The sequence below is a fragment of the Rhizobium sp. 22-785-1 genome, from assembly GCF_053521965.1.
On the sequence record NZ_JBNWDI010000013.1, the window covers coordinates 1 to 26,946 of the forward strand.

A 26,946-nucleotide genomic window follows, 5' to 3' on the forward strand; every position below is an offset into this window, starting at 1 on the left:
CTTGTCTCCCATTCCCCGTCGCACACGCAGATCAACAAACAGCATCATCCTAAAACAGAAAAACCCGCCGAAAAATCGACGGGTTTGTCAGCGGTCTGAAGGCGCCGGACTGTCCCGGCGCCTTTTTTCGATTTCTCACTCGTCTGCGTCCTCGAAACGCATTGATATGTCTTAGATGCGTTTCGTTGGCTTTTAGATTTTGCTTCCAGCGTCGAACAGGACGGGCGCGCGTCTATGTTCTGAATGTCTTAAAAGACAAACATCCACAGTAGAACGACGACGAAGAACGGGACGCCAAGCGCCCATAAGAGTAGTCCTCTCAGCATTTTAATCTCTCCTTATATACCGAGATGAACTTCTTTCAGACGCAGAAGGTTCCTTGCGCAGCGAATTACCGAGCCATCACAGCATCGGAAATGCCGATCACAAGGTTCGTAAAAGCTTTGCCCGCTAACGTGGGGAGGAATAGAAATTCATCCGAAAGCTCGCCATTCATGCAATCTTCCGCAGCATTGATTTTCATGACCGGGCGTAATTGCGCGCTCTATGCGCCGCGTGCGATCGAGAGTGTCGCGAAGCAGACATTGAAGGACGTGCATATCCTCTTCATCGACGATGCCTCGGATGACAATACCGGCGAGGCGGCCAGGGCATCTCTGGAGAGCCATTTTGCTGATCGGCACACCTTTGTCGTCAATGAAACGCGCTTTGGAAAGGCACGAAATGCTGCGGAGCATCTGCGCCCGCTCGTTGGTAATGCGACCTTCGTCGGTGTGGTGGATGCGGACGATCAACTGATAGAGCCGCGCGTTCTGGAAGGCATGAAGGCACTGTATGACGCCGGCAAGGACGTCGTCTGGACGAATTTCGCTCTGGATGATGGCCGTGTCGGCGGCAATGGTCCGCTGGACCCAAACCGCCCCCCGCGCTTACAGGGCTGGAAGACAAGTCACTTTTTCAGCTTCCGCGCCGAGCTCCTCGGCAATGTGCCGGATGACTACTTCAGGGATAGCGAGGGGGAATGGCTGCAGGCAGCCTGCGATATCGCGATTGCTCTGCCGATTCTCGACCAGACCCGCAGGTATCAGTTCCTCGCCTCGAATGCCTATCTCTACACGGCGACAAATCCGCTGTCGCACCACAATCTCGATCCGAACTCGCAGGGTCTGAATTCGACGATACAGCAAAAATCAGCGCATGCGGTGTTCAACAAGACACCGCTTCCGCTGACGCGTCCCGCGCCGGAGACTGAGTCGCCCAGAACGCCTTCCACCGTCGCCAAGCCGAAATCCCTGCACAACAAAAGTGAGCCAGCTTCCATGACTGCGAAATCCTCTCCTCAGACATGGAGCGATATAACGGGTAATCTCGTCGTGGCTGAAATGCCTGCGATCATCAATGCGATGGCCTATTGCGGGCCTCTGCGGTTGACGCCGGAACAGGTCTGGTCGCTTCGTGGCATTCTGTCGACACGCACCGACAATGCCGACATCCTCCACGTCGGCAGCACCCGTTCGGCTCTCACGCTGGCCTGCTTCGTCCGCGACACGGGGCGTCAGCTGACGTGCCTTTGCTCGTCTGAGGAAGAGGCTCAAGAACTCGACCTGCGCCTCAAGCTTTGCGGCTTCGGTGGCTATGTTTCGATTGCCGTTTCTCAGCCGCAGGCCGTCGAGTTCGGCGACAGGAAGGGCATGTTCCCGGACGCTCGCGTTCTCGAAGCAGAGCCGAAATTCGATATGGTCGTGGTGGACTTCTCCAAGTCTGTTCCGTCCGAAAGCGCCGCGGTATCGCTTGCCGCACTTGCTCCCTATCTTTCGCCGCGCGGCTTTGCTTTCTGCCTCATGGCGGGAGACGCGGCTGCCGAGGCGGCTATAGCAGCGCAGTGGAAAGCTGTCGGCAGCGGACTGAGCTTCTGCGTGAACGCCATTGGCGGCTCCGGCCTGCTTGTCGTTGCCGGTCAGTAAACGAACGCCGGACACTCTTTTTGATTGAGAGATTATTGTGACCAAGAACCTTGCCGGAGCGCTGCGCTTCGATAGTCAGAACGACGTTGACGAAGACTTGGATCTGTCTGCGCAGGAGAGTTTGCTCAATGGCGTTCTGCGCGAGCACTACAATCCCGACGCCCAGATGTCCCCCGTCCAGATCGAGGCTGTTTCTGCTGCGATCCGATCCCGTGGGCCCAATTGCAACATGCTGGTCTTCGGCCTTGGTAATGACAGTCCCTTATGGGCCAATCTGAACCATGACGGCTACACGCTTTTTCTCGAAAATATTCCCGACTGGATCGACAAGGTCAGAAGCAAGCATCCTGATCTGAACATCGACCACATGGATTATCCCACGACCGTAGACGCTTCCCTGAGGGACCCGGCTCTCACCGTGCGTCAAGCCGTTGTGCCGGACAATATCAAGTCTCGCCGTTGGGATGTTATCCTTGTGGACGCGCCCATGGGATGGCGACCGGACAATCCAGGCAGAGCACTGCCAATCATCTGGACTGCACTTGTTGCTCACGACGACACGCATGTTTTTGTCGACGACTACGAGCGCGCCCTCGAGAAGCGCTATGCGGATTTCCTTTTTGCCGAAAGAGCGAAAAACAGAAGCGTGGTCCTTCCTCGGCCCGCAACCGCACGATTGAATGCAAGCGAGATGCTTTGGCTCTTCGGCATTTCACAGAGCCTCAGCGACAAGCGCTGAAACGAAGATCAGCCGTCCCATGTCTCGAAGCTTGCCGTGCGTCAGACCAAAAGAAGCCTGAGATGGCAGCGCGCATCAAGTGCGTTCGATGGAAATCTGGAACAGGATTGAAATTCGCTCAGGTGAACTCTCGTCACCTGTATCGCAGGGATAAGCTGCTGCCTATGCATTTGGGCAGGAACACGGCTTTAACGCCTAAACTGCCGGGGAAATTCGCAAAGCCCGAAGACGGATCATCGAGACAGCCATAGCGCGGCCGGTTTTTGCGAAACTTATGGTCCGGTTTTTATGCATTTTCGCTGATCTACAATCGCGGCAGCCCCTTGCTGGTGCGGCGATATTTGAGGCTACGATCAAAAACGACCACGCTGCGTGGGAGCTGCCGCCCTTATCTTTTCCTTATTGGCTAATGCCCAATTCGCAATCGAAATCCTACATCGATCAGCCCTAAATCAAGGTCTGTTCAACAGTAGTGAATTTCATGGCACACGGCGAACTCTCACTGTTCGATCTGAATGATCGCATTCTTCTCGGCGGAAAAGTTCGGGAGGAGCATGTCTGGTCTTATGTCAAACTGAGCGAAAGTCCCCTCTCAAACCGGCATCACCCATCCAGCAAGCGCTTCAGCGCCCTACTGGAAGCCGGCGCAATCTTTGAGGCCCTCCTTCTTCTGGCGCAGGACCTGACCCCGCCCGCAGAGCTTTGCTCGTTTCAACGGGTCTGCGATGGCTGGGTTTGCGCCGCGGCGGCAAGGCCGCTGTCGAAGCCGGTCAAGGCACTGCATCAGACGCTAGAGGGGGCAATCTTTCTCACCCTGTTGAAGCTATCCAGCGCGACCACCCGCCCCCGCATTCCTTCCAAACAAGGCGCAATATCGTGAGCACACCACTTCTGAACGGCGTCATTACGCCTCTCGTCACTCCATTTCGGGCAGGCGAAATCGATTATCTCGCCTTCGACCACCTCGTCAAATGGCAGGTGGAACAAGGCATAGCGGGCCTTCTTCTGCATAGCCTGACAGGCGAAGGTCCGACGCTATCGGCTAGCGAACGGCGCGCTCTGATAAGCCGCGCAGTGCGTCTCAATAGAGGCCGCGCGGTCATCATCGTGCAGACCGGCACCTATTCGACGGAAACGACAATACGCCAGACCGAAAAAGCGCATGAGTTGGGTGCAGATTTCGCACTCGTGGTACAGCCCTATTACAACCGGCCAACGCAGAAAGGCATCATTCACCACTTCGAGCAGATCGCCCGCGCGACCCGTATCCCAATCATTCTTGACAACGACCCGCAGCATGCAGGCGTTGCGCTGAAGGATGAGACGATCGAAACGCTCCTGCAGATCCCGAACATCGTCGGCATTCTGGAGGATACGTCGGATGCGCGCACGGCGCAGTCTCCGTACCAAGCCATATTTGGACGGCCCCTCCATATGACCGGAGGAGAAACGAGTTCCCCCCTCACGCACCAACAGCGCGCCTGCTGCATTTCGCCAATGGCGAATGTGATACCCGATCTGACCGCGCGTATGCATCAGTTGCGTCAGGAAGGCGACGCCACTGGTTTCGGCGCCCAGATGAAACGGATCATCGAACTCGCCAATGCTTTGCAAAATGGTGGCGATGTAGCCTCGCTGAAATATGCCGTTTCCTGTCTTCGCGGGATCGATAACGCGGTGCGGTTGCCATTGACGCGGGTCAATCCCGAGGCTGCCAGATCGATCGAACGCGCGCTGCGCGGTCTTCGCGTCCTGCGGCGTCGGCGCTATGCCAGCTCACTGGTTCAGGAAGCGCGCGTTGCAAGAGCCGGCTTGCAGCCTGCCATCTCGGCCGAAGCCCTGATCTCGAAATTACACTCATCGATCCTGTGAGGACAACATGACCCTACCGCTTGGAATGTATTACCGGCTTCGCGAAGAACGGCAGAAGAAGGAAAGCGAAGCTTCGCAAAAACACAGTCGCCCTCGCGCAAGACGCGCATCCGAAGGCACGATGTTTCTTCGGCTCATCGCCGTGACAGGAGGACTGCTGCTTGCGGTCTCGCTCATCATGCAATCGGTTCAATGACCACCCCAAACAGCAAGCCCACCTGGAGCATCAGAAAGAAGATGTCGCAAATGCTGCGCAACGCAACACTCGTGCAGAGAGCTCGACCCTTGCCGTGTCGTTTCCTTGTCGGCCAAAGTCGCAACGGTCGCTGGATCGTCGCTGACCGTATGGGCCTTATCGGCGGTCTCTTTACCAATCGCGAAGCCGCCTTGCACTTCGTTAAAGTCGAAAGCGCCGACGTTGTGCCAATCGAAAGCTCCGTCGCGGAGGTGTCGCGACTGGAACTGGCCGACGTCTTCTCCCCTGCCAAAGCACTGAGAGGAACACGTCCGTGATCATGATTTCCGGCGGGAAGATACAGCCCGATCACAAGAGCATTCTCGCATTGACCCTCAACGCCTTACCGGAAATCTTCGCGATGGCGGTGATCGCTTCGCTCGCCATCGGCCTCGTCGTAGCGCCGACGATTTATCTAGCGATGCGGTAATCCCCATGAAACAAGACTTGATTGGTTATTGCCTTGAGAGCGGTTTTGTGGACTGGACGCTGCTGACAAGCTGCAGCGCGTACCGCAAGATGCTCTCCGAAAACTTCTGCCGCGCTGAAGAGCGTCAAGAACGTGCTCACCGCCTGACAGCTATCCACGATTTCGAAAGCCTCTACTGGGATGCGATCGATATGGCCCGAAGCATGGGCTCCGACGGACACTTCCTCAAAGAACCTCATATCGGCGTCCTGCCATCATCGGGCCAACAGAGATACTATCTCATCTGGTCGGATGACGATCACGGCAGCATCTTCGTCATTTCACCGGTGGAGATGCAATGGCTAGGCAAGCCGCAAAAGCGCTAGGCCCCAGACGACTGGATGTTGACGTGCAACGACGATAAATGCGTCCAAGACACGATAAGTTTTAGAGGCATTCTGATAAGAGTCTGCGTTGATTTGGGGAGTGTTCAGATCGGACACTGTCAAGCTGGTCGGAGTGAGAGGATTCGAACCTCCGACCCCGTCGTCCCGAACGACGTGCGCTACCAGACTGCGCTACACTCCGTGACCAGCGGCGTTTCTATAGACCAGCATCCAGTTCTCGACAAGCGGCGGTTACGAATTTTTTGTGACAGGACGAGTTGCATCGTAACGAGGATATACGCGCGCTGAAATCGTTACAAAAAAGCAATTGTGGCAGGAAATTTTAAACAAAGCCTCAGTTGCCGCTGCCCCTTCTGGCGAAATCTGTTACGGGAACGCATTCCCGGCTATGACGCCGGCCCGGCAAAAAAGGACGTTTATCATGCGTTTTCGCATCGCACTGCTCGCGGGTATCTCCCTTACCCTGTCTGCTTGCACCACCACACCTTCAATCGCCACGAAGAGCCCGGTCGAAACCCGTTGGGCCGGTCAGTCTGCTGGCATTTTCTTCGCCAAGTTCGGTCCGCCTTTGAGCGACGTCAGCAACGGCAGCACCACTACCTATACATGGCGTGGCGGCTACAAAAAGGCAAAGATTCCTGCGAAGTATGACGAGAAAGACGGCAAGCGTGGCCGTCAGATTTCTCCGGCCCGCAGTGCTTCCCTGTCCTGCACCGTTCAGTTGACCGTCGATTCGGCTTACAAGATCAGCTCGATCCGCACCGTTTCCGATCGTCCTGGCGTGAATGGCCCGAGCTACTGCGCTGAGTTCCTTGCTGGCGAATAAGGTCTGCAACTCGCAGTCTTACTACAAGGCCTGTCCGATCTATCGGGCAGGCTTTTTTACGGTGTTGTCATGGCATAAGCATCTTTTCTGAACACCGCATGTCAGCCATGCAAAAACACATTCCTTGATCTAAAACGTTTGAATTTTGACATAGCTGAGACACGGATTCACGCCAGAAATTGATTTGCGCGTTAATTATCACTTTGAATACACTTATAGAATTTTTCGATGCCGCGGGCGGTGCGTCACTTCCAACGCTGCTTTGAAATTACGCCGAATTGCGCGTTCCCGCATGAAACGAGGTTGGCGCGTGTGTTGTCGCCCGTTTCCCGATGATCTATTGCGGCGCACAAAATCTGATAATTCTCAAAAAATCGGTTAGCGACATGATCAAAAACAATAAGGGCAACACCCTGCCAAGCGACATTTCTCAAGGCACTCTCACCATGAACCGCCGTCAAGTCCTCGGCAGCGCCCTGGCTGGTCTTGCTGCTGCTGCTCTGCCTGGGGTTCCGGCGCTGGCTCAATCTGCCGACAAAAAAGTCGATGTGCTGCTGATCGGCGGCGGCATCATGAGTGCCACGCTCGGCATCTGGCTGCGCGAACTGGAGCCGAACTGGTCCATCCAGATGCTCGAGCGCCTGGACGCCGTTGCTCTGGAAAGTTCCAACGGCTGGAACAACGCCGGTACCGGCCACTCCGCTCTTGCCGAATTGAACTATACGCCCGAAACTGCCAATGGCGGCATCGACATTTCCAAGGCGGTCGAGATCAACGAATCCTTTCAGATTTCCCGTCAGTTCTGGGCATGGCAGGTGCGTAACGGCGTTTTGAAGAACCCGCGCTCCTTCATCAACCACACGCCGCATATGAGCTTCGTTTGGGGCGATGAGAACGTTGCCTATCTGGAGAAGCGCTACGAGGCACTGAAGGCAAGCCCGCTCTTTGCCGGCATGCAATATTCGACCGATCCAGAGCAGATCAAAAAGTGGGTGCCGTTGATGATGGAAGGGCGCGATCCTTCCCAAAAGATCGGGGCAACCTGGTCACCGCTCGGGACCGATATGGAGTTCGGCGAGATTACACGCCAGTTCGTGTCTCACCTGAAAAGCACGTCGAACTTCGATCTCCAGGTCTCAAGCGAAGTCGATGCGATCGAGCGCAATGCCGATGGATCCTGGCGCGTCAGCTACACCAATTCTACCAGCGGTTCCGAACACACGATCGATGCGAAGTTCGTCTTCATCGGTGCAGGTGGCGGCGCGCTTCACCTTCTGCAAATGTCTGGCATTCCGGAAGCGGAAGATTATGGCGGCTTCCCCGTGGGCGGCTCGTTCCTGGTGAACGAAAACCCGGATGTCAGCATGCTGCATCTGGCCAAGGCCTATGGCAAAGCGTCGGTCGGCTCTCCACCCATGTCCGTTCCGCATCTCGATACCCGGGTCATCGGCGGAAAACGCATCGTTCTCTTCGGACCGTTTGCAACCTTCTCCACCAAGTTCCTCAAGGAAGGCTCCTATTTCGACCTTCTGACCTCCACCACCATGAGCAACATCTGGCCGATGATGCAGGTCGGCGTCGAGGAATATCCTCTGGTCGAATATCTGGCAGGCCAGTTGATGCTATCCGACGAAGATCGCATCGCGGCCCTGCGCGAATACTTCCCCAAGGCCAAGGCGGATGAGTGGCGCCTGTGGCAGGCGGGCCAGCGTGTTCAGATCATCAAGCGCGATCCGGAAAAGGGCGGCGTTCTCAAGCTCGGCACAGAAGTGGTTGCCGCCAAGGATGGCAGCATTGCAGGCCTGCTCGGCGCTTCGCCTGGGGCCTCCACCGCCGCGCCGATCATGCTCGGCGTGCTGGAAAAAGTGTTCAAGGACAAGGTTGCCACGCCGGAATGGCAGGCGAAGCTGCGCGAGATCGTTCCAAGCTATGGCACCAAGCTCAATAGTGACCCGGAGAAAGTTCAGCAGGAGTGGGATTACACCGCCGAACACCTGCAACTGCCGACACCACCGCGCATCGATGTGAGCGCGCTGAGTTCATCTGCTCCGGCGGATGCGCAGATTAAGAAGACGCCGGACATGGCGCTTTAATCACAGCGAGCACATCACTTCTCGATGGCCGTGCATCTCCGGATGCGCGGCTTTTTCTTTGGAAGCCGAAAAACGCAAACGGTAATCGCCTGGCGCAGTACGGTTATTCGGATGGATAGTTATAAGATGGCTGGGGCGCCAGGAACAAAATCCAACTTTTAATAGCGCCTTGTTTTCATTCAACCTATTGCAATTAATGACCTTTTCCCGCTAGAACTGTTCCGGTAAGGTGTTCCGGTTTACTGTTCCGAAAGCGACAAAATGGCACGACGTTCCAACCTCATCCGACGTGAAGGCGGCACTTACTACGCCCGCATCTACTTCCCGGTAGACCTGAAGGAACACTTCGGCAGCGAAGACAAGAAGGTCTCACTCCGCACTAAGGATGAGACCGTCGCGAAGCAGCGGCTCTATCCGGAGCTTCAGAAATGGGAAAAGGTTTTTGAAGACATTCGGTCCCGTCGTGAGATAACCGCCGACGATAAGGCCGTGGCCGTCTGGCAGCACTACGAAAACACGCTCGAAGGCTACGATCGCAAGCAGCGCGCTATGCCGACCCCGGCACAGCAGGACGCCGAATTGCAGAACCTCTATCGTCGCATCGACATGGGTGAAATCAATTCCGCCAGTTTCGCCGGAATGGTCAACGCATACACCGATTATGAGCTTATGCTTCGCGCCCGCACCGACGACGCCAACCTTCGCACTCGCAAGCTTCAAGCGCTGAAGACCGCCCTGGCCTCGTCCGATATTCGGCTGATCGAACCAGCGGTCGCCGACTTCATCGCCCGTAACAAGCTCATCGTGGAAGTAGGATCAGACGAACACCGTGAACTCTGCTTTCTCATGGTCCGAGCAGAGATAGAGGGACTGAAGCGCACCCTTGAGCGCGATGCGGGCGACTTCACCGGCACCCCCGCCGATCCTATCGTGACACCCGCGAAGCGCCCTGCCCCTGTCATCGCAGCGCCCGGCGAAACGATCATGGAGCTATTTGAGAGTTACGCCAGCGAAAACCCCAAGAGCATCAAGACCGACACTCTCAATCAGGCGCGGCGTGATATCAGCACGTTCGTCCAGTATGTCGGCGTCACGTTCCCTGCCTCAAGCATCGATAAGAAGGCCGTCCGCGAGTGGAAGGCGCTTCTGGTAAAATACCCAGTGAAAGCGACCGAGACTACAGCCTTCAAGGGCATGGATATCGTTCAGACCATCAAGCACAATGAGACAGTCGGCAAACCGGTCTTGTCTCCCCGCACCGTCAACCGCTACCTTTCCGGCCTCGGCTCGTTCTGCAATTGGCTCGAAGCTCACGGTTACATCGACAGCAATCCGGTCGATGGCATGAGCTTGCCGAAGGACAAGCGAAAGAAGGTCTTTCCATTCACCTCTGAACAGATGACAGCGCTATTCCACTCGCCGCTGTTCGTAGGATGCCAGAGCGACGAAGCCCCTCGCTTTTGGAGCAAGCCCGGCAACGTCAAAATCCGCGACCATCGATATTGGGTTCCTCTTATCATGCTCTATTCCGGCGCGCGCCCGGCAGAAATTGCACAGCTTTTACTATCCGACGTGCGGCAGCAGGGCGAACATTGGATAATGGACATTACCGAGACAGAAGGCGACGACGAGGACATCGAAGACTTCAAGAGCGTGAAGACCGCAGGTTCTAAACGAATGATCCCGGTTCACCCGGAACTGGTCAAGCTCGGCTTCCTCGACCATCACGCGAGTATTCAGAAAGCAGGACACACCCGCCTTTTCCCGACAGCGGAACGGAATTCACGCGGACAGATGATCGCCGACTACAGCCGTGAGTTTGGCCGCTACCTCACCCGCATCGGCTTGAAGGCTGGAAAGGGCATATCACTTTATTCGTTCAGGCATGGTGCGTTCGACGCCCTTCGCAGGGCGGGCTATATGGACGACGAATTCAATTTCGTATTCGGCCACGTCAGCGGCAATTCAGTCACCCGTGGTTATGGCGTCCTTAAGCACGGCGTTCTCGAAAAGCGCGTGGAACTTGTAAATTCTATTAGCTACGAGGAGTTGAACCTCAGTCACCTTTATTAGCGAAAGTTAAATCTGAATTGTCTAACATCGCATTAAGTCGGCGCTCACGCGCAACCACATGGCTCTTCAAATGAACAAATTGAGAAGAATTATTTATGATCTTCCCGCACACATCAAGATATGATTTTATTTTGCTTCTCTTCCAAGAAACTCTACTGTGATATGGGAGCTTTTCGACAAGCTCTTCAGCACTGTAAATAAATGTGAAGGAATTCTCGAATATTTCTGGCTTCAGAACTTCTAAATTTGAACCTGTTGCATCGATAGAGGATTCAATCCAATCGCATTGTTCATAAATGTATTTCTCATCACTACCCCGCTCAATTCCCTCACGCAAAAACTTTCCCGTGAAGCTTCCTGACCGATAAAAGGATTCTTCTGCATACTCCCGCGTGTATTCAACAAATCTGCCCACCAAGATCGTAAACGATGTTAACGTTTCCTGCCTCTTTCGAGCGTGTGCTTCTTCAGCGAGAAATTGCGTCTGTGTGGAAATGTATTCCGCTTGTTTTCTAGCTTCTTCAGCCTGTTCGATCATGACCTTGCGATTCAGCTCAAACTCGTTCCTTGTGAGTGCTAACTCCTTGCGCTGTTCACGTAATTCATCTGATTGAATCCACACGGTCGCCACGAGCCAGAGAAACGCAATAGGCGCGAACACCCCAGCAAGGAAATCTCCCCACTCGTTAGCAGTGAGGCACTTGAATGTTCCGACGCAATTATTTTCGGGATTATGCGCGAAATAGCCAAGATAGATAGCTATGGCTAGCCAGAGAAAAGTAGCCACTCCGAACATCATGAGCTTTCGCCCGGCGCTTTTTGGTGTGTCATCTGTCATGGAATCGGCGCAGCCCTTCATTTGATAGGCGCACTCTGATTACTTTGCGACCAGACGCATATTAAGAAAATATCACTTATTCGCACTCATTATTCAAAATATTTGATTTAAGGGATTCACTTTCTGTTCTTGTTGTGAGACTCTGTCCTCAAGTTTATTGAGGACGGATTCGATTGCTGGAAAGTATAAAAAAGGTAGCGCTCAAGCCGATAAGCGGAATTATCGAGCAAAAGGCTATGTCCTTAGTTGATGAGCGCATCAACGAGATTTTCGGCGCAACTCCTACTTCATCCGGCGTTGTAGTTACTGGCAACTCCGCGATGCACGTTCCGGCAGTTCTTCAAGCTATCCGGTTGATCTCGGAAAATATCGGATCAGTGCCTTGCAAGCTCTATCGCGAAGCCGGTGACAGCAAGGAAGCGCCCAAGGATCATCCGGCGCACAAGATCGCCCACAGCCGGGCGAATGACTGGACCAGTGCCGGGCAGCTTCGCATTGACCTCACCGTAGACGCGCTTCGTCATGGCGCGGGCTATGCGCAGGTAGTTCGCGCGTCCGACGAGCGCCCTCTTGAGCTACACCGCCTCGACCCTTCAAAAGTGCAGCGCCGTTGTGAGGACGATGGCGAACCCTTTTATCTCGTGTCGCAGAATCGCGGACAGGTCCGCCTCTCTTATCGCGACGTTCTCTTTATCCCGGCCTTCGCTGGCCTCTCACCGGTCAAGCTTGGCCGCGAGGCCATCGGCATCGGCCTCACTCTGGAAAAGCACACGTCCAATCTTTTCAGCGACGGCGCACGCCCCAGCGGCATGTTTTGGACGGAGAACAGTGTTCCCGATAACAACGCTGGCACGAAGACTATCGCCAACATCTTGAATGACTACCGGGCGGCATTCAGCGGCGGCAAGAGCCAGCGCCCGCTCGTCGTCCCGGCTGGCTATCGCTTTCAGCAGATGGCCCTTGCCAGCACCGATGCGCAGTTTATCGAAAACCGTCTTGAGCAGATCAACGAAATTGCCCGCATCTTCGGCGTTCCGCCTCACATGCTCTATCAGCTTGAGCGCGCGACGTGGAGCAATGCCGAACAGATGGCCGCGAGCTTCCTTCAGCTTTGCCTTCGCCCGTGGCTCGACAAGTGGCAGGACGCTTATGCGACCGTTCTTCTCACGGACGAGGAACGCGACACCCTCTATTTCGAATTCGTAATTGACGATCTTCAGCGCGCCGACGCGGCGGGCCGGGCTGAAATCTTCGGCAAGCTTGTCGCCATGCGGGCCATGACGCCGAACGAAGTCCGCGCGGCCATGAATCTGCCCGCGCTGCCGGGCGGTGATGAACTCGCAAACCCCTACACCTCGACCGGCCCGGCAGAACGCCCGCAGCCAAAGGAAGCCTAATGCAGCACACCGCCTTTTTCGGTGACGGCGAAAAGACCTTCGCCCTCACGAACGAAATGATTCTTGAGCTTGAACGTAAGTCCGGCATCGGTATCGCCGCGCTCTATGCCCGGTTCATGCGGCAGGAATTCCGCTTCTCCGACATGCTCGAAATCGTGCGCACCGGTCTCATTGGTGGCGGCACTCCCCCGGAAGATGCGCAGACGCTTGTCGATACCTACGCCAAGCCGCGCCCTATTATGGAAGTGTTCCCCCTCGCGTTCGACATTCTGGACGCCCGCTGGAGCGGCAGCGAAGCAGCAGCCATTCACGATGCACTTGTGCAGGTGGCAGAATGACCGACACGGCGACCCTCGAAATTAAGGCCGACGTGTCGATTGACGACACCGGCACCGTGACCGGCATCGCGTGGCCGTTCGGCAAGCCCGACAGCTACGGCGACCTCATCGAACCGAACGCATTCAAGTTTGCCCCCGAAGTCCCGATGATCGTTGAACACGAACAGCGGCAGGTTGTCGGCATCTGGAACTCTCACACCGTCACCGACAAGGGCCTCGAAGTGAAGGGCCGTTTGTTTGTGGAAGGTATCGGTCCCGCCCGTGAAGCCCGCCGTCGCCTTGTCGCCGGTAGCATGTCTGGTCTGTCTATCGGCTATCAGCTTCACGAACACAAGGCCCGCCCGGAAGGTGGGCGTGTCCTGACCGATCTCACCATCACCGAAATCTCTCTTTGCCGTCGCCCGGTCCACCCGGACGCGCGCACCCTTGAAGTGAAATCCATTCTCGAAGGAAACAGCATGGAAAACGAAGAACTCGAAGTGAAGCTCGATCCGGTAGCATCCCCGGAAGAAGTGAAGGCCCTGAAGGCCCGTATCGACAAGCTCGAAGCGAAGGCAAACCGCCCGCTCGCAGCAAACAACAACCATCTGTTGGGCGACAATGACAACAGCGAGAAAAAGGCATTCGTCTCTTATCTTCGCCGTGGCATCGAACGTATTAGCCCGGATGAAGTGAAGGCGCTCACCGTCTCGACCGACGCAAACGGCGGATACCTGGCACCGGAAGAATTCGGCAGCGAGCTTATCAAGCTTTTGAACGAATACTCGCCGATCCGCAGCTATGCGCGCGTAGTCAATATCTCTGCACCGGAAATCAAGTATCCGCGCCGTGTCTCTGGGACGGCAGCAACGTGGGTTTCTGAAACGGAAGACCGCAGCGAAAGCGGCATGACTTTTGAACAGATCACGCTGACCCCGTTCGAGCTGGCGACCTTCACCGATGTTTCAAACCAGCTTCTCGAAGACAATGCATACGGCCTTGAGGGCGAACTTCTCTCCGACTACGCCGAAAGCTTCGGCAAGACCGAAGGTGTGGCATTCGTCAAGGGGACCGGCGTAGGTCAGCCGAAGGGCATCATGACTGCAACCGGCATCAAGGAAGTCAAGACCGGCGTCGCAGCCGCTTTCCCGTCCACGAACCCGGCAGACGTGATTATCGGCATGTATCATGCCATAGCCACGTCGCACGCCCAGAGCGGCGCATGGCTCATGAACCGCAATACCCTGTCTGTCATCCGGCAGTGGAAGGACGGCACGGGCCGTTACCTCGTGCTTGATCCGATCACCGCAGGCGGTGTCATGACCCTGCTTGGCCGTCCGATTGTCGAAATGCCCGACATGGACGACATCGGCGCTGGCAAGTTCCCTATCCTGTTCGGCGACCTGTCCGGCTATCGCATTATCGACCGCGTTGGCCTGTCCACGCTCCGCGACCCCTACAGCCTTGCAGGCAAGGGGCAGGTTCGTTTCCACGCACGTAAGCGTGTTGGTGCTGACCTGACGCATCCCGACCGCTTTGTGAAGCTCAAGGTCTCGGCATAATCCATGACCTACAAGCGGCCCGCCTATGAAGAAGTAAGGATTGCGCATGGTGGTAGCACCGTGACGCTTCGCCCTACCTTGCGGGCCGCTGTTACCCTTGAAGCTCGCTATGGCTTCCCGATCATGTTCCGGGCGCTCGAAGAAGGCAGCTTTACCGTCATATCCGAAATCATCCTTGCGGCCTCGTCCTCCGCATCGGATGCAGCGGCTTTCTTGGCTGGCATACCCGGAAAGCCGCTTTCCTCATTCATTTCGGCCATGCGTATGCCGCTCGCGGAACTCGTTTCCATGCTCATGCCCGCGCCCGCCGCAAGGGTTGATAAGAGCGCCCTCGCACCCCCTTCCGGCAAGTCGATTGCTTGGTCCGAATTCTATGCACACCAGTTTGAACAGGCGACTGGCTGGCTTGGCTGGACGCCCGAACAAGCATGGAATGCTACGCCGACCGAAATTGACCGCGCCTATTCCGCCCATATCGCCAAGCTGAAGGCCATCCATAGCAGCGGCGAAGAAGACAAGCCGACTGACAGGGCACCCGACCCAAAACAGGCTGCGCACAATGTCGCCGCTGGCCTCGACCCCGAATTCGACCGAGCAGGGCTTCGCGCCCTCAAGGCGAAGATTGCGGGCGGCGCATGAGCAAACCCGCCCGCATCTGTTCTTGTGGTCGCATCGTGCCGCATGGCGATCTTTGCGATTGCCAGCGCGCACTAACTCGCGAGCGCAATGCGCGCCATGATGCACGCCGCCCTGCCGCAGCCAAGCGCGGCTATAACCATGAATGGCGCAAGGCACGCACCGAATATCTCGCCATGCACCCGCATTGCCGTGAATGCAGCAAGCAGAGCATCACCCGCCTTGCGACCGTCGTGGATCACATCATTCCGCACCGTGGCGATAAGCGCTTGTTTTGGCACCGCGCCAACTGGCAGCCGCTTTGCACGCCTTGCCACAACTCAATCAAGCAGCGGCAGGAGCGCGCGCTATGACGCCCGCAACCGTCCTTGAGCATGAGGGCATCGAACAATCCATTACCGAGTGGGCGCTAGACTACGGCATCACGCCCGGCATCATCATCGCTCGCCTTGAGCGCGGCCAGTCTGTCGCCGACGCTATCACTACTCCGATGAAGACCGGCTTTCGCGGGCAGAAACTCGCAAGTCCCGACATGGAAGCTTTCATTCGGAGTATGCCGCGCCGTAAGCTGCGTAAGCTGCGTAAGCTGCGTAAGCTCTCACTCGCGAAGCCTAATAGCAAGCGCTTGCGAGCGAACCGGACTTACACGCATGACGGCAAAACGATGACTATCCCCGAATGGGCAGATCATACTGGCTTGCGGGTTGCCACCATTCGCCTTCGACTCCGCGCCGGGTGGTCGCTCGATCGAGCATTCGGGCCGAAGCGGGTTCGCGTAAAGGCACCGAGAATTACGACGCCGAAGCCTTCGGTAACAGGCATGAACCGCAGCGAGCTTGAGGCAGCAGCGGCACGAATTGGTATCAGGCCCGGAACCGTATGGAGCCGACTAGATCGCGGTTGGACCCTTGAGCGCGCACTCTCAACGCCGTGCGGGCCGAACAACGGCAAGGGACCGGGGGTGTCTTCCGACTTCGCGCCTTCGAAGGGGACCGGCGCGGGGAGCACCGCGCAAGAGACACCGAATATAACTTTTTCAGGAATTGACGCATGACGGCTGTTAGCCTCGACCTCGCCAAGGCACACATGAAGGTGGACGGAACCGCCGAAGATGAGCTTATTTTCCTTTATCTGGACGCCGCAGAAACGTGGGCCGGAAATTACATCGGCCATCCTATTGCCGATCTTGCCCCCGTTCCGGCAGACGTAAAACTCGCCATTCTGAAGCTTGTGGCCTTCTATTTCGAGGTGCGCAGCCTCGCGACCTACGGCATTTCCGTCGATATGGCACCGCAGGGCGTAACCTCTATCCTCAATAGCTATCGTGAAAAGTGGTTCGGCGATGGCGAATAAGAGCAACAACGGCCTCGCCGACACCCTCGCAGCCTTCGACCGGATCGCCCGCGCGCCGCGTGAGGCCGTGCTTCCGGCTTTGAAGAGGTCCGGCGAAGAGCTTGCGCGCCATCAAAAGGCGCTAGCGGAAACGTCACGCGACACGGGCGCGCTCATCGACAGTATCGCTGTGACCATGCCCGGCCATAGCACGCCAGCTTACAGCCAGCCGGGCGGCAGTCGCGTTGCAGGTGAAACGGAAGTCATCGTGACCGCTGGAAACAGTGACGTGCGCTACGCGCACCTTGTCGAATACGGCACGTTCGACGCCGAAGCGCAGCCCTTTTTTTGGCCCGCCCTCCGTCTTCTCCGCAAGCGCCTGCAAAACCGCATCAATCGTGCCGCAAAGAAGGCCGTGAAAGACGCATGGAATGATTGAACCGACCCTCGCCTTACAGACCGCTATCCGCGCCCGCCTCATTGGCAAGCAGGACGTGACAGACCTCGTTCCGGCAGACCATATCCGTGCAGGCAGCACCCGGCCCGACCAGACGCCTTGTATCATCATGAGCGATGGCAACACCGCTTTGCACGGCCACGACTACAGCAGCCAGCGCACGGCGTGGGTATATCTCGACCTTCATATCTGGACGCTCGACGCCGGGCAGGACGCGGCAAAGCAGATTGCGGGCGTTGTGAGCGCAGCCCTCGACAAGCGGAACCTGCCTATCGAAGGCGGCTATTGTGATCACTTCAAGGTCACGGCTTCCCGGTTTCCGCGCGATCCTAAGTCTGAATATGGTCACGGCGTTCTTTCCATCGAAGCCCTCATTCGGTGGATTGTCTAATGCTCAATATCGGGAACCTTGATCGCCGCATCACAATCGAACGCGAGACGGAAACCGTTATGCCGTCCGGCAGCGTCATGAAGGCGTGGACGCCGGTTGCTACCGTATGGGCCGAACTTATCCAGCAGACGGCGAGCGAGTTTTTCACCGGCTTCGGCGAGGCAGAGACCGGGACCGTGATTTTCCGTGTCCGTTATCGCCCTGGCATCACGTCCGCCGACCGCGTGACCTATGACGGCACCGCCTACGGCATCAAGGAAATCAAGGAACTTGGCAGGCGCGATGCACTTGAACTTCGCGGCGAGGCCATGAAATGACCCACCTTCGCGGCGTGAAGCCTGCCCTCGCACCTGATCGCGCACCGCTCACGAAGGCACCGACCGCGCCTAAGTGGATGACGGATGACGCGCGGGCGGAGTGGAAGCGGATCATGCCGCGCTTGATCGAAGATCGTATTATCACCCGCGCGGACCTCACCGGCATCGAAAACTATTGTGTCGCCGTGGGCCGTGTTCGCGAGATTGAGGCTATGTTCCGCACGTCCGGCACCTTGGACAAGACCTTGTTCGGGATGCAGAACCGGGCGATGCAGACGGCCCGGCAGCTTGCGGCAGAATATGGATTGTCGCCGACCAGCCGCGCCCGTGTCGGCAGCGCCGCGACCGACGATGAGGACGCCGATAACCCTCTCATGGTGCAGTAATGAACAGCACCTATCCGGCATGGGTATTCGACAGCAGCCCGATTGATGATCCTTTCGGCCACGGGGAACGTGCAGTCCGGTTTCTGCGCATGTTGAGGCACCCGGCCAGCAAGGCACCGAAGAACGCTTTCCAGCTTACGGCATGGCAGGAGAGGATTGTCCGGCGTATCTATGGGCCGCGCAATCCTGACGGCACCATGATCGTGAAGACCGTCTTGCTCTTCCTTCCGCGCGGCAACCGTAAGACCAGCCTCGCCGCTGCCCTTGCACTTTTGCACACCATCGGCCCGGAAGCGGAACCCGGTGGACAGGCAATTTTCGCGGCCAAGGACAGCGATCAGGCGAAAATCGGGTTTGATGAGGCAGTCGGCATCATCCGCGAGGACAAGCGTCTTCGAGCCGCGACGAAAATTTATGGTTCGAAGACCGGCAAGCGGTTGATCGATTGCGCACCGAAGCAGGCCCGGCTTGAAGTCATGTCGTCGGACGGCGGCAAGGCGCACGGCCTTTCGCCAACCTTCATCCTCGCCGACGAGTTGCACGTATGGAAGGGCCGCGAGCTTTGGGAAGCACTGAAGTCGTCCCGCGTGAAGAAGCGACCCCTGACGATCATCTGCACGACGGCGGGCGCTGGACAGGAAAACTTGCTCTATGATGAGTATTTGAACGCCTGCAAGGTCGCCAGCGGTGAGAAGGCAAACCCGTCCTATCTGCCTATCCTGTTCATGGCAGAACCCGGCGACAATTGGGAAGACCCGGCGACGTGGCACAAGGCGAACCCCGGCCTCGCCGATGGCTTCATTTCGATTGATGAGCTTCGCGACCTTGTCGCAGACGCCCGCGACCGCCCGCAGGAGCGCTATGCGTTTCTTCAATACAACCTCAATATCTGGCAGGCTGCTTCACGCGAACCGCTCTTCAGCATGGCCGCATATGATGCCGGGCGCGATCCGAATTTTGACCTCGCCGACCTTGAGTCACTTCCCGCCTATCTCGGCGTAGATATGAGTGTGAACGGCGACCTGACCGCAGTCGTCGGCGCGTGGCGTCATAACGATGGCCGCGTCTTCACTCACCCGTGGTTCTTTGTGCCCGGCGACGAGTTGCGAGAACGCGGCATCCGCGACGGCGTGCCTTATGAGCGGTGGCGCGATGACAAGTTCATCATCGCGGTTGATGGGCCGGTTATCCAGCCCGAAGCCGTCGAAGCACATATTCGCGAGCTTTGCGCCCGGTTCGACGTGAGGGAAATTGCCTTCGATCCGCACCTTGCCCGCATGACGATGCAGCGCCTTCATGATGACGGGTTGCCCGCAATCGAGATGCGGCAGGGACCGCTGACGATGGGACCGGCCATCGGCCACCTTGAGCGCACCGTGAACGGCTTCAGCATCCGTCACAACGGGCATCCTATCCTTCGCCATCATTTCGATAGCGTTGTTGCCAGCCGCAACGACACCGGCCTCGTGCGGATGCACAAGGGCAAGAAGACCGACCGCATAGACGGCGCGGTTGCCGCTGCAATGGCCGTTGCCCGTGCCGTTGCGAACGACAACGCCCCCACCCTTCACGAACTTGACCCTGAAGAATACGCCGCCCGCATGGATGCCATGTGGGAAGAAGCAGCATAGGAACAGCAAAAATGGATGACACTCAGCGCCTTGTCGTGAGCCTCGAAGCCCGCATGACGAAGTATGAGCGGGATATGGCACGCGCCCGCAACGCGACGAACGACAACTTTAAGAAGATGGAAGGCCGCGCCCAGCAGTCGGCGAAGAACATGGAACGCACGATGGGCCGGGCTTCGGCGTCCATCGGCGAGAAGCTCGAAGGAATGTTCGCGCCGCTGATGAAGGGCGGCGCGGTTGTTGCTGGCGTCGGTGGCGCGGCGCTTGCCCTCAAGGAAATCGCCGACAGCATCGCCGAAGTGGATCGCGAGGCCCGCAAGGCAGGCGTATCTTCAAAGGTATGGCAACAGTGGTCCTATGTTGCGACCGGCACCGGCATGAGCATCGACGGAGTGACGGACGCCCTCAAGGAATTGAACATTCGCGGTGAGCAGTTTTCCCGCACCGGCAAGGGTAGTGCCGAAGCAGCTTTTAAGAACCTTGGCTATTCGGTCGCGGACGTGACGCGGCTCTTGAAGGAGCCTTCCCGCTTTATGGACGATATCATCGGGCGGCTTCAGAAGCTGCAGCAGTCCGGGCAGACGCTTGACCTCGACGAGGTATTTGGTGGAACCGGCGCAGAGGAGATGGCGAAGGTTCTCGGCATGTCCGTCGCCGAAATCCAGAAGATGCGCAGCGAGGCCGCGACCTTTACCGACGAGCAGATTGAGTCCGCGAAGAAGATCGACCGCGAGTTTTCGACCATGTGGCGCAACTTCACGGTTTACGCAAAGCAGGCCGCAGTCGAGGGCGTCAACGTCGCTTCGAAGATCATTGGTGTGATCAACGATCCGGGTGGCCTGATTTCCGCAGCCCGTGCGGAAGGCGACCGCAAGATCGCTGCAAACAATACCCCGGAAAAGCGGCTTGAACGGCTCAACGAACAGCGCGCCCGCATTCTCCGGCAGATCGCCGACACTGAAGCAAACCCGTTCAACGTAGTGAAAGAGGCAGAGCTTCGGCAGCTTCGCGCGTCCCTGTCCGCTATCGATGATCAGATTCACGAAGTCACGGGCGGCAGCGAGGAATTCAAGCAGGCGCTCAAGGCTCTTTCTGTAGCAAGCAATAGCTTGTCCAGCTCGTTCAATGGGAATGTGACAGCGACCGCGAACTTCAAGGCCGCACTTATCGAACTCAAGAAGCTTGTGCCGGACCTGAAGGCCGAACTCGAAAGCCTTGCCACGACGGACGGCATCGATGCGGCTTATAACAAGGCTGTTCAAAATGCCCGCACGATGGGCGAAGTGATGAACGCCACGGACCTCGCGAACCGTGCCAAGAGCATCGCCCGCTTCGGCAGGCACGACAATATTCTCGACCTCATCGCCAGCGTGGAAAGTGGCGGGGATTATAACGCCACCCTCGATAACGGTCGTTGGACGGGCGGCGCTCAGAACCTCACCGGCATGACGCTCAATCAGGTCCGCGACTTGCAGCGCCAGATGCTTGCCAATCCGGCAAACCGCGCCCTCTATGGCGACGGTAAAGGCTCGTCCGCGCTTGGCCGCTACCAGATCACGGGCGCGACCCTCGAAGGTCTTATGAAGGAACTTGGCCTGTCCGGTGATCGCTTTTTCGATCAGGACACCCAGGACGAACTTGCGCGCGCGCTTCTTCGCCGTCGTGGCAGCGATCCGTCAGCGCTCCGGCAGGAATGGACCGGATTGAAGCGTGTCGATGACGGCACCATTCGCAACGCCTACAATGGCACGCCGACCGCAGCCCAGCCCCTTGCCCCGACCGATAGCGAGAAGGCAAAGACGGACCTCATCAAGCAGCAGGACGCGGCCCGCAAGAGCCTGAACCAGTCGGTGCAGGAAGGTCTTGACCTCGCACGGTTCGAACAGTCGATTTCCGGCATGTTGGCAGCGCAGCAGCGTGTCGAGCTTGCGGTCTATCAGGCTCAGCAGGAAGCGAAGCGGGCGGGCATCACTCTGGACGCGCAGGAACTTGCCGCGATTCGCGAGAAGATCACGCTCACCCAGCAGCTTGACGGCACCAACAAGCAGGTTGCCGCATCGGCAGACGGCCTGAAGAACGCACAGCAGTATTTCGCCGAAAGCTTCACGTCGTCACTATCCGGTTTGCTCACTGGCACGCAGACCTTGAACGGCGCGCTTCAGAACCTCGTAAACAGCCTTATCGATGCGACGTTGCAAGCCGCCCTTCTCGGCAAGGGACCGCTTGCCGGTTTGTTTGGTGGCGCTGGCACGGGCTTGCTAGGTTCGATCTTTGGTTTCGCGGACGGTGGCTATACCGGCAACGGCGGAAAGTATGAACCCGCAGGCGTAGTCCATAAGGGCGAATACGTCTTGTCGAAGAAGGCGACCAGCCGCATCGGCGTCGGCAATCTTGAAGCGATGCACCGCGGCGCGCTTGGCGGCTTTGCGGACGGTGGTTTTGTGGGAAGCGCGCCCGCTATCCGCAAGCCTGACCTGAATACTGGAAGTAAGAGCGCGCTTACTTCGCCCGTCAACATCAATACGAACGTCACCGTGAATGCCAGCGGCGGGACGCCGGAGCAGAACGCCGACCTCGCCGGGAAGGTTGGCAAGCAGATCGAACAGCAGTTGAAGGGGCTCATCGCCGATCAGATCAGGGTTCAGACGCGGCCCGGTAACTTTCTAAACCAGAGGAGCCGCTGATGCCTATTCCGACCTTCGAGCCGCCCGTCGGTCCCTCGCCGGGAACGGCACACAAGCCGACCGTCAGCCTTTGGGAAGCCGACTTCGGCGACGGGTATAGCCAGGCCACGCCGAAGGGTATCAACCACATCAAGCGCAATGTCTCGCTTGCTTGGAACGTTCTGACGCTGGAACAGATGCAGGATATCACCGGCTTCTTCAATCGCATGGCCGGAAACCAGCCCTTCTATTTTCAGCCGTTCGGCGAGGCACACGCGCGCAAATGGACGTGTAAAGAATGGGACTACCGGACGGAAGGCGGCATCTGGACTGTGACGGCAAGCCTTGTAGAGAGTTTTACCAGCGCTGTTTGACTCGTAGCGCCTCGCTGGCGCGTTTTGCGCGCCCGCACGGCTCGTTTGCTCATCCCGCCCCGGAACTCCTCTCAGGGACTCACTATGCGGGAAACGCAGAAACTTTCCCGTCCGACCGGAGGTCTGTTCCGCGCCGGGAGCGAAGCGACTGGCCGGAACCATCTCGTATCGGTGGGAGGGAAGCTTCCAGACCGGACGTGTGTTTACTAGCCGGAACCATTATCTCGTAGCGTGACGAACTCCACCGTTCCACTAATCCTTATTATTAAAAGAGAATATAACTATTATATATTTACGAACGGGGAATTTCGTCACGCTTAAGGATAGGCACCCCGAACGCCTCTTAAGGTCACGCTCCCGGAAGGTAGAACGCCACTCGCGGTCACGCTTACCTAGAACGCTCGATCTGTCACCCTTAAAGATTTTCGCACTTTCGAAGCAGTTGCTCCGGCAACTCGCTATAAATCCCCTTGTGCGGCAAGTAACGGAGATACCACGGCATGAAAAGGATGAATTTAGAGGGCTGGACGCCTGAACAAAAGCTGGCCCGTAAGGCCGCGAAAGCCGATGCGCGCAAAAAGAAACAGCGGACCAAAGAGAAAGAAAAACGTGACATGGCGAAGAAGATGGCACTGCACTCGTCAACCTCTCCGGCGGTTCTCGAATTTATCGGTGAACTTCGCGGACTCAAGTTCCGGGATATGATCGAACCGATTGCCTTTTGGGAGCGCGAGAACAAACAGCGCCTTCCCTTGGATAGTTGTATCCTTCCCGATCCGGGCGAGTCTCGTCTTGAGCGCGCAGCACGCAAAGAGCATCATCGGCAGCTATGCTTAGCGACGTTTTATTCGTTCGATTACTACGCTCGGCAGAAGGCCGCAGCACGGAAGAAGGTTTTCGATGAAAAACAAGCAGCGGAGGCGGATAGCCTCGGCATCACGGTCTTTGAACTTCAAAAGCGTAGGAAAATCACTGCATCGGTGACGGCTAAAAAGGCCCGTGAAACGCGGCGTCTTGCCGAAAAGATAGCGGCCTAAGAAAATTCGGCCTTTCGACGCATTCGCGAGGCCATCTTGCTATAACTGAATAGTCACCGGGAACTCTCGCCCGTTGGTTTGGAGAAACGAGAACGTCGAACGCAACGACCCCCGTTCGTTGCGTTCGGCCTACAGGGTGCTTGCTGACACTTCGCCCTGTCATGGAATACACCCCACGGTTAAAGCATGGCGTGGGGTGTATTTCGTGCGTAAAAGTAAGTAAGCACTTACTGAATAAAAATTAAATTCAAATACTTAAACCAATTTTATCTTGCCAAATCACGTAACGTGAATCATGTGTGTTGCCGTCAGCAAGCAACAGGAGATTTCCATGCAGGACCTTTACATCAATTCAGAACTATACGACCTCGCCGTGTCCGATCTTGAGACTATCGCCCGGACGTTCGATCCGGCAGCGCCCGACGATTTGCGCACCCGCATAATTGAAGTTCTCGGCGATCTCGGCATGTGGCCGGACTCCTTAGCGCCGGTTAGCTATGAGCCGCGTCCTCAGCAGACGCCAGTGGATTGGCTTGCGCTTGGTAGATTGGCGGTAAATCGCTTCCCAAAGGTGAATGTCGTTCCCGCCAGTTAGACAACTGGCGGATAACACACGGAAAAATTCCTAAAACCAGAGCCTATACGAGAAAGAAGCCACCTAATGCCTATCCCGAACAACACGCCCGCCATCTTTGACAAAATCCTCGCCGACTACCGGCACGGCACCATTGACGCCGATGTAACTCGCGCTCGTATCGCCGATGCGATCAAGGGAAAGCCCGAGTTGCAGGCTTTCAAGGATAAGCACCTCGCATGGACTGACCACGACGATGCCGTTGAGTGGCTTGATATGAACTAGCCTTTATCGACCCGCCGTGGTTGGCGGGCCTTTTTTTTGTTTAGGAGCGACCATGTCGAGCACCTACGAAGAGCTTTCAGCTGAAGAAGCTGACAATCTTATGAGAGGTAAAATCGGATCGCTCGTATGCGAGACGCTTAATGAAGCCCGGCGCATGACACGGGAGGAATTTAACGACCGCGACATATTCGAGTGGTCGCATTACGTTTCCGGTTTGATTGCGGTCGTTATTGAAAACAGGCGCCGATGCAGTCGATGAAGAGCCGCACGGCGCGACGGCGCGAACGCCAGCGGCGTAAACACAAACAGTGGTTCCACCTGTATGAAGTTGAGTATTTCATTCGGGATGAGTATCCGCGGTGCCCGGAATTTGCCGTTGTGCGGTTTGCTAATCAAGTTTGCACAGAGCCGAAGAACTGGCGTGGCGTCTCCATTGCGGTCGCGGTCGACCACGTCATGCAAAACATGCTTAGGCACGAACTAACCGATTACGATCAACTGCTTTTGGTAGGTGTGAAGCGGAAAGAAGCACGGCGACGTGTCCAGCGACGAGTTGACGCCATGATCGCTAGTTGGAAGCATGCCTAATTTGATGGGAACTTTGAGCGGCCAATCGAAATACGAAAAACGGACATAGGATCGTCGGATGCATTCTCCTTTCGCCATTTGTTCGCAAGCCGTCGATTATGCTCACTGCCAGATATGATGTCGATAGCTAGGCTGGCTTCCGCCGATCCAGTCCACGGCACAACGATCGATATAGTTTGCTCGTTGGTCAGAAGGTCGAGATAATCGAGATCAGGCGGCATTGGCCGCTGATCTACTTTCACGCTTAAAATCAAGCGCCCAGCATAGATACGGAGAAAGCGCACCTTGTCGTAACGCTCCGGTATTGGGCTTATTATCGGTATGTTCCGATGATCGAACTCGTGGACGAACGCGCTGACCTTCCGGTGTTCGATCGGGTTAAGCAGATCGCGCTTGATCGGGCCTTCATGCGGGCCAAGATTAACGTTCGCAAACATTGCATGGGTGCTGTGATGAGCACGCCAAGCCACGGACAGCGCGAACAGCCGGACAATCTCAGAAGCCGCGTCGATGTAGTGTCGGAGGCCGAACTCACCGTCTGAATGAAATCGACCTTCCTTCCTCAGAATTTTCTCTACCACGTGCTGATCAAGAAGACCAAACGACCCATCGCACTCAGCGCAAAGAATGTTCTCGTCATAGACCCCTATCCGGGACTTCTTTGGGTGAACCTCTGGCGAGGAAGAAAGAATACGCGCGTCATTGAAGGTGAAAAATGCGGCGGGGAGAATGTGGGCTTTGATCAGCGGTCTATTTTCATCACAAAACTTACAGCGCATTGACTCTCGACCTAAGCCAGAACAAAAAGGGAACGCAGTTCTCGTTTTTAGGAGACTATATCATGCTTGTCCAAGCTCGTCAGAATGAAGTGAATTCGAACTTAGATGAACGCGCCCGCGTCGTTCTCGATGCTTGCGCAGGCGATGCGCTTGCTGCGTTGCGGACGGTGATTGCCGACGCTGATTTCCTATGCGACCAGCTTGATACGGCTTCCAAGCTTATCAGCCCCGGCCTCGTGCGTGGATGGAAGCCAAGATTCCAACGCGAGGATTGAGCGGTGAAGCACCGGCGCGGCATCGATCTCGGCGCACCGTTCGAGCCTTCGAACTTCCGATTCTATGAAGGTGATAACTACGAGACGATCAAGAGCCTTCGCGAATGGGAAGTGCTTGGAGCGCAATGCGGGAAATGTGGGCGCGTCTCATGGCTCGACAAGCGTGCGGTCGAACTGGAATGGGGGGATCAATATCTCAAGAACATGCCCCGCAAGCTTAAATGTGCTTGTGGCAACAGGGCGGGAAACCAAGTGCTGATAGGTAGCCTACCCAGATGATCCGGTTTTATGCACCGGAAAAGTGTTCCGGTTTCGAAATTTCTAATGTTTCCAAGTCATTGAAATATAACATTAAATAGGTCATGGCTGGGGCGCCAGGATTCGAACCTGGGAATGCCGGTACCAAAAACCGGTGCCTTACCGCTTGGCGACGCCCCAACGAAGCAGATGGGCGAAACGCCACTGCCTGAACGGCGCCTGATTAGCAAAGCA

Annotated in this window: 33 protein-coding genes and 2 tRNA genes; 31 read left to right on the plus strand and 4 right to left on the minus strand. The window is 56.6% G+C overall.

The window, feature by feature from the left end; genetic code table 11:
* Nucleotides 1-494 precede the first annotated feature (494 nt).
* The 8 genes from ACQZ5M_RS19990 to ACQZ5M_RS20025 all read left to right on the plus strand — a co-directional run bounded on the left by ACQZ5M_RS19990 (nt 495) and on the right by ACQZ5M_RS20025 (nt 5,605).
* Complete coding sequence (locus ACQZ5M_RS19990) at nt 495-1,964, plus strand: glycosyltransferase family 2 protein (RefSeq protein ID WP_449080666.1); 1,470 nt, start codon at nt 495-497, stop codon at nt 1,962-1,964.
* A gap of 37 nt (nt 1,965-2,001) precedes the next feature.
* Nucleotides 2,002-2,703, plus strand: coding sequence for a hypothetical protein (locus ACQZ5M_RS19995; RefSeq protein ID WP_449080667.1), 702 nt, complete (start codon nt 2,002-2,004; stop codon nt 2,701-2,703).
* A 481-nt stretch (nt 2,704-3,184) separates the two neighbouring features.
* Nucleotides 3,185-3,583, plus strand: a complete 399-nt coding sequence (locus tag ACQZ5M_RS20000; RefSeq protein WP_449080668.1) for a hypothetical protein — start codon at nt 3,185-3,187, stop codon at nt 3,581-3,583.
* Complete coding sequence (locus tag ACQZ5M_RS20005; protein WP_449080669.1) at nt 3,580-4,575, plus strand: dihydrodipicolinate synthase family protein; 996 nt, start codon at nt 3,580-3,582, stop codon at nt 4,573-4,575. The genes ACQZ5M_RS20000 and ACQZ5M_RS20005 overlap by 4 nt, the downstream gene beginning before the upstream one ends.
* A 7-nt stretch (nt 4,576-4,582) precedes the next feature.
* Nucleotides 4,583-4,771 (plus strand): hypothetical protein, encoded by a 189-nt coding sequence (locus ACQZ5M_RS20010; RefSeq protein WP_449080671.1) that lies wholly within the window; start codon nt 4,583-4,585, stop codon nt 4,769-4,771.
* Between the two features lie 50 nt (nt 4,772-4,821).
* The gene (locus ACQZ5M_RS20015) at nt 4,822-5,088 is read left to right on the plus strand and encodes a hypothetical protein (RefSeq protein ID WP_449080672.1); all 267 of its coding nucleotides are present in this window, start codon (nt 4,822-4,824) and stop codon (nt 5,086-5,088) included.
* The gene (locus ACQZ5M_RS20020; RefSeq protein ID WP_296077442.1) at nt 5,085-5,240 is read left to right on the plus strand and encodes a hypothetical protein; all 156 of its coding nucleotides are present in this window, start codon (nt 5,085-5,087) and stop codon (nt 5,238-5,240) included. Before ACQZ5M_RS20015 ends, ACQZ5M_RS20020 begins: the two co-directional genes overlap by 4 nt.
* A 5-nt stretch (nt 5,241-5,245) precedes the next feature.
* A complete protein-coding gene (locus tag ACQZ5M_RS20025) occupies nt 5,246-5,605 on the plus strand; it encodes a hypothetical protein (RefSeq protein ID WP_296077444.1) in 360 nt (119 codons plus the stop codon).
* 125 nt (nt 5,606-5,730) lie between these two features.
* Here ACQZ5M_RS20025 and ACQZ5M_RS20030 read toward each other — a convergent pair.
* Nucleotides 5,731-5,807 (minus strand) — tRNA-Pro (locus ACQZ5M_RS20030).
* 240 nt (nt 5,808-6,047) lie between these two features.
* On the opposite strand from ACQZ5M_RS20030, the gene ACQZ5M_RS20035 reads away from it, so the two are divergent.
* The 3 genes from ACQZ5M_RS20035 (at nt 6,048) to ACQZ5M_RS20045 (ending at nt 10,618) form a co-directional block, all read left to right on the plus strand.
* Nucleotides 6,048-6,452, plus strand: a complete 405-nt coding sequence (locus ACQZ5M_RS20035; protein ID WP_296037152.1) for a hypothetical protein — start codon at nt 6,048-6,050, stop codon at nt 6,450-6,452.
* 386 nt (nt 6,453-6,838) lie between these two features.
* Nucleotides 6,839-8,545: a malate dehydrogenase (quinone) gene (gene mqo / locus ACQZ5M_RS20040; protein WP_449080673.1), complete on the plus strand. Its 1,707-nt coding sequence runs from the start codon at nt 6,839-6,841 to the stop codon at nt 8,543-8,545.
* Nucleotides 8,546-8,806: 261 nt separating this feature from the next.
* Nucleotides 8,807-10,618, plus strand: coding sequence for a DUF6538 domain-containing protein (locus tag ACQZ5M_RS20045; RefSeq protein WP_449080674.1), 1,812 nt, complete (start codon nt 8,807-8,809; stop codon nt 10,616-10,618).
* On the opposite strand, the gene ACQZ5M_RS20050 is transcribed toward ACQZ5M_RS20045, so the two are convergent.
* The gene (locus tag ACQZ5M_RS20050) at nt 10,602-11,456 is read right to left on the minus strand and encodes a hypothetical protein (RefSeq protein ID WP_449080675.1); all 855 of its coding nucleotides are present in this window, start codon (nt 11,454-11,456) and stop codon (nt 10,602-10,604) included. The genes ACQZ5M_RS20045 and ACQZ5M_RS20050 overlap by 17 nt on opposite strands.
* Nucleotides 11,457-11,692: 236 nt before the next feature.
* On the opposite strand from ACQZ5M_RS20050, the gene ACQZ5M_RS20055 reads away from it, so the two are divergent.
* From ACQZ5M_RS20055 to ACQZ5M_RS20145, 19 genes are all read left to right on the plus strand, one after another.
* Nucleotides 11,693-12,853 carry a phage portal protein gene (locus tag ACQZ5M_RS20055; protein WP_443265178.1) on the plus strand — a complete coding sequence of 387 codons (1,161 nt, stop codon included), beginning with the start codon at nt 11,693-11,695 and terminating at the stop codon, nt 12,851-12,853.
* Nucleotides 12,853-13,191 carry a gene transfer agent family protein gene (locus ACQZ5M_RS20060; RefSeq protein WP_443265177.1) on the plus strand — a complete coding sequence of 113 codons (339 nt, stop codon included), beginning with the start codon at nt 12,853-12,855 and terminating at the stop codon, nt 13,189-13,191. Before ACQZ5M_RS20055 ends, ACQZ5M_RS20060 begins: the two co-directional genes overlap by 1 nt.
* Complete coding sequence (locus ACQZ5M_RS20065; protein WP_449080676.1) at nt 13,188-14,732, plus strand: phage major capsid protein; 1,545 nt, start codon at nt 13,188-13,190, stop codon at nt 14,730-14,732. Before ACQZ5M_RS20060 ends, ACQZ5M_RS20065 begins: the two co-directional genes overlap by 4 nt.
* 3 nt (nt 14,733-14,735) lie before the next feature.
* Entirely contained in the window at nt 14,736-15,371 is a 636-nt protein-coding gene (locus ACQZ5M_RS20070) for a hypothetical protein (RefSeq protein ID WP_449080677.1), read from the plus strand.
* Complete coding sequence (locus tag ACQZ5M_RS20075) at nt 15,368-15,721, plus strand: HNH endonuclease (RefSeq protein WP_449080678.1); 354 nt, start codon at nt 15,368-15,370, stop codon at nt 15,719-15,721. Before ACQZ5M_RS20070 ends, ACQZ5M_RS20075 begins: the two co-directional genes overlap by 4 nt.
* A complete protein-coding gene (locus ACQZ5M_RS20080) occupies nt 15,718-16,422 on the plus strand; it encodes a hypothetical protein (protein WP_449080679.1) in 705 nt (234 codons plus the stop codon). The genes ACQZ5M_RS20075 and ACQZ5M_RS20080 overlap by 4 nt, the downstream gene beginning before the upstream one ends.
* Nucleotides 16,419-16,721 (plus strand): head-tail connector protein, encoded by a 303-nt coding sequence (locus tag ACQZ5M_RS20085; protein ID WP_449080680.1) that lies wholly within the window; start codon nt 16,419-16,421, stop codon nt 16,719-16,721. Before ACQZ5M_RS20080 ends, ACQZ5M_RS20085 begins: the two co-directional genes overlap by 4 nt.
* The gene (locus ACQZ5M_RS20090) at nt 16,711-17,139 is read left to right on the plus strand and encodes an HK97-gp10 family putative phage morphogenesis protein (RefSeq protein ID WP_449080681.1); all 429 of its coding nucleotides are present in this window, start codon (nt 16,711-16,713) and stop codon (nt 17,137-17,139) included. Before ACQZ5M_RS20085 ends, ACQZ5M_RS20090 begins: the two co-directional genes overlap by 11 nt.
* Nucleotides 17,132-17,548: a DUF3168 domain-containing protein gene (locus ACQZ5M_RS20095; RefSeq protein ID WP_449080682.1), complete on the plus strand. Its 417-nt coding sequence runs from the start codon at nt 17,132-17,134 to the stop codon at nt 17,546-17,548. The genes ACQZ5M_RS20090 and ACQZ5M_RS20095 overlap by 8 nt, the downstream gene beginning before the upstream one ends.
* Nucleotides 17,548-17,865 (plus strand): phage head closure protein, encoded by a 318-nt coding sequence (locus ACQZ5M_RS20100; protein WP_449080683.1) that lies wholly within the window; start codon nt 17,548-17,550, stop codon nt 17,863-17,865. Before ACQZ5M_RS20095 ends, ACQZ5M_RS20100 begins: the two co-directional genes overlap by 1 nt.
* On the plus strand, nt 17,862-18,251 hold the full coding sequence (locus tag ACQZ5M_RS20105) for a phage terminase small subunit P27 family (protein WP_449080684.1): 390 nt from the start codon (nt 17,862-17,864) through the stop codon (nt 18,249-18,251). The genes ACQZ5M_RS20100 and ACQZ5M_RS20105 overlap by 4 nt, the downstream gene beginning before the upstream one ends.
* Nucleotides 18,251-19,882 carry a terminase large subunit gene (locus tag ACQZ5M_RS20110; RefSeq protein ID WP_449080685.1) on the plus strand — a complete coding sequence of 544 codons (1,632 nt, stop codon included), beginning with the start codon at nt 18,251-18,253 and terminating at the stop codon, nt 19,880-19,882. The genes ACQZ5M_RS20105 and ACQZ5M_RS20110 overlap by 1 nt, the downstream gene beginning before the upstream one ends.
* A gap of 11 nt (nt 19,883-19,893) precedes the next feature.
* A complete protein-coding gene (locus ACQZ5M_RS20115) occupies nt 19,894-22,563 on the plus strand; it encodes a hypothetical protein (RefSeq protein WP_449080686.1) in 2,670 nt (889 codons plus the stop codon).
* On the plus strand, nt 22,563-22,916 hold the full coding sequence (locus ACQZ5M_RS20120) for a phage tail protein (protein ID WP_449080687.1): 354 nt from the start codon (nt 22,563-22,565) through the stop codon (nt 22,914-22,916). Before ACQZ5M_RS20115 ends, ACQZ5M_RS20120 begins: the two co-directional genes overlap by 1 nt.
* A 500-nt stretch (nt 22,917-23,416) precedes the next feature.
* Nucleotides 23,417-23,953 carry a hypothetical protein gene (locus ACQZ5M_RS20125; protein WP_449080688.1) on the plus strand — a complete coding sequence of 179 codons (537 nt, stop codon included), beginning with the start codon at nt 23,417-23,419 and terminating at the stop codon, nt 23,951-23,953.
* 331 nt (nt 23,954-24,284) lie between these two features.
* Entirely contained in the window at nt 24,285-24,548 is a 264-nt protein-coding gene (locus ACQZ5M_RS20130; protein WP_449080689.1) for a hypothetical protein, read from the plus strand.
* 66 nt (nt 24,549-24,614) lie between these two features.
* Nucleotides 24,615-24,812 (plus strand): hypothetical protein, encoded by a 198-nt coding sequence (locus ACQZ5M_RS20135; protein ID WP_449080690.1) that lies wholly within the window; start codon nt 24,615-24,617, stop codon nt 24,810-24,812.
* Nucleotides 24,813-24,864: 52 nt separating this feature from the next.
* Entirely contained in the window at nt 24,865-25,071 is a 207-nt protein-coding gene (locus tag ACQZ5M_RS20140; protein WP_449080691.1) for a hypothetical protein, read from the plus strand.
* On the plus strand, nt 25,068-25,400 hold the full coding sequence (locus tag ACQZ5M_RS20145; protein ID WP_449080725.1) for a DUF2293 domain-containing protein: 333 nt from the start codon (nt 25,068-25,070) through the stop codon (nt 25,398-25,400). The genes ACQZ5M_RS20140 and ACQZ5M_RS20145 overlap by 4 nt, the downstream gene beginning before the upstream one ends.
* Here the strand turns inward: ACQZ5M_RS20145 and ACQZ5M_RS20150 are convergent.
* Nucleotides 25,397-26,179, minus strand: a complete 783-nt coding sequence (locus ACQZ5M_RS20150) for a hypothetical protein (RefSeq protein ID WP_449080692.1) — start codon at nt 26,177-26,179, stop codon at nt 25,397-25,399. The two genes, ACQZ5M_RS20145 and ACQZ5M_RS20150, sit on opposite strands and share 4 nt — an antisense overlap.
* Before the next feature lie 62 nt (nt 26,180-26,241).
* Here ACQZ5M_RS20150 and ACQZ5M_RS20155 point away from each other — a divergent pair, with 62 nt between their 5' ends.
* Nucleotides 26,242-26,454, plus strand: coding sequence for a hypothetical protein (locus ACQZ5M_RS20155; protein ID WP_449080693.1), 213 nt, complete (start codon nt 26,242-26,244; stop codon nt 26,452-26,454).
* A 363-nt stretch (nt 26,455-26,817) separates the two neighbouring features.
* On the opposite strand, the gene ACQZ5M_RS20160 is transcribed toward ACQZ5M_RS20155, so the two are convergent.
* Nucleotides 26,818-26,892: transfer RNA gene (locus ACQZ5M_RS20160), tRNA-Gln, on the minus strand.
* Nucleotides 26,893-26,946 lie beyond the last annotated feature (54 nt).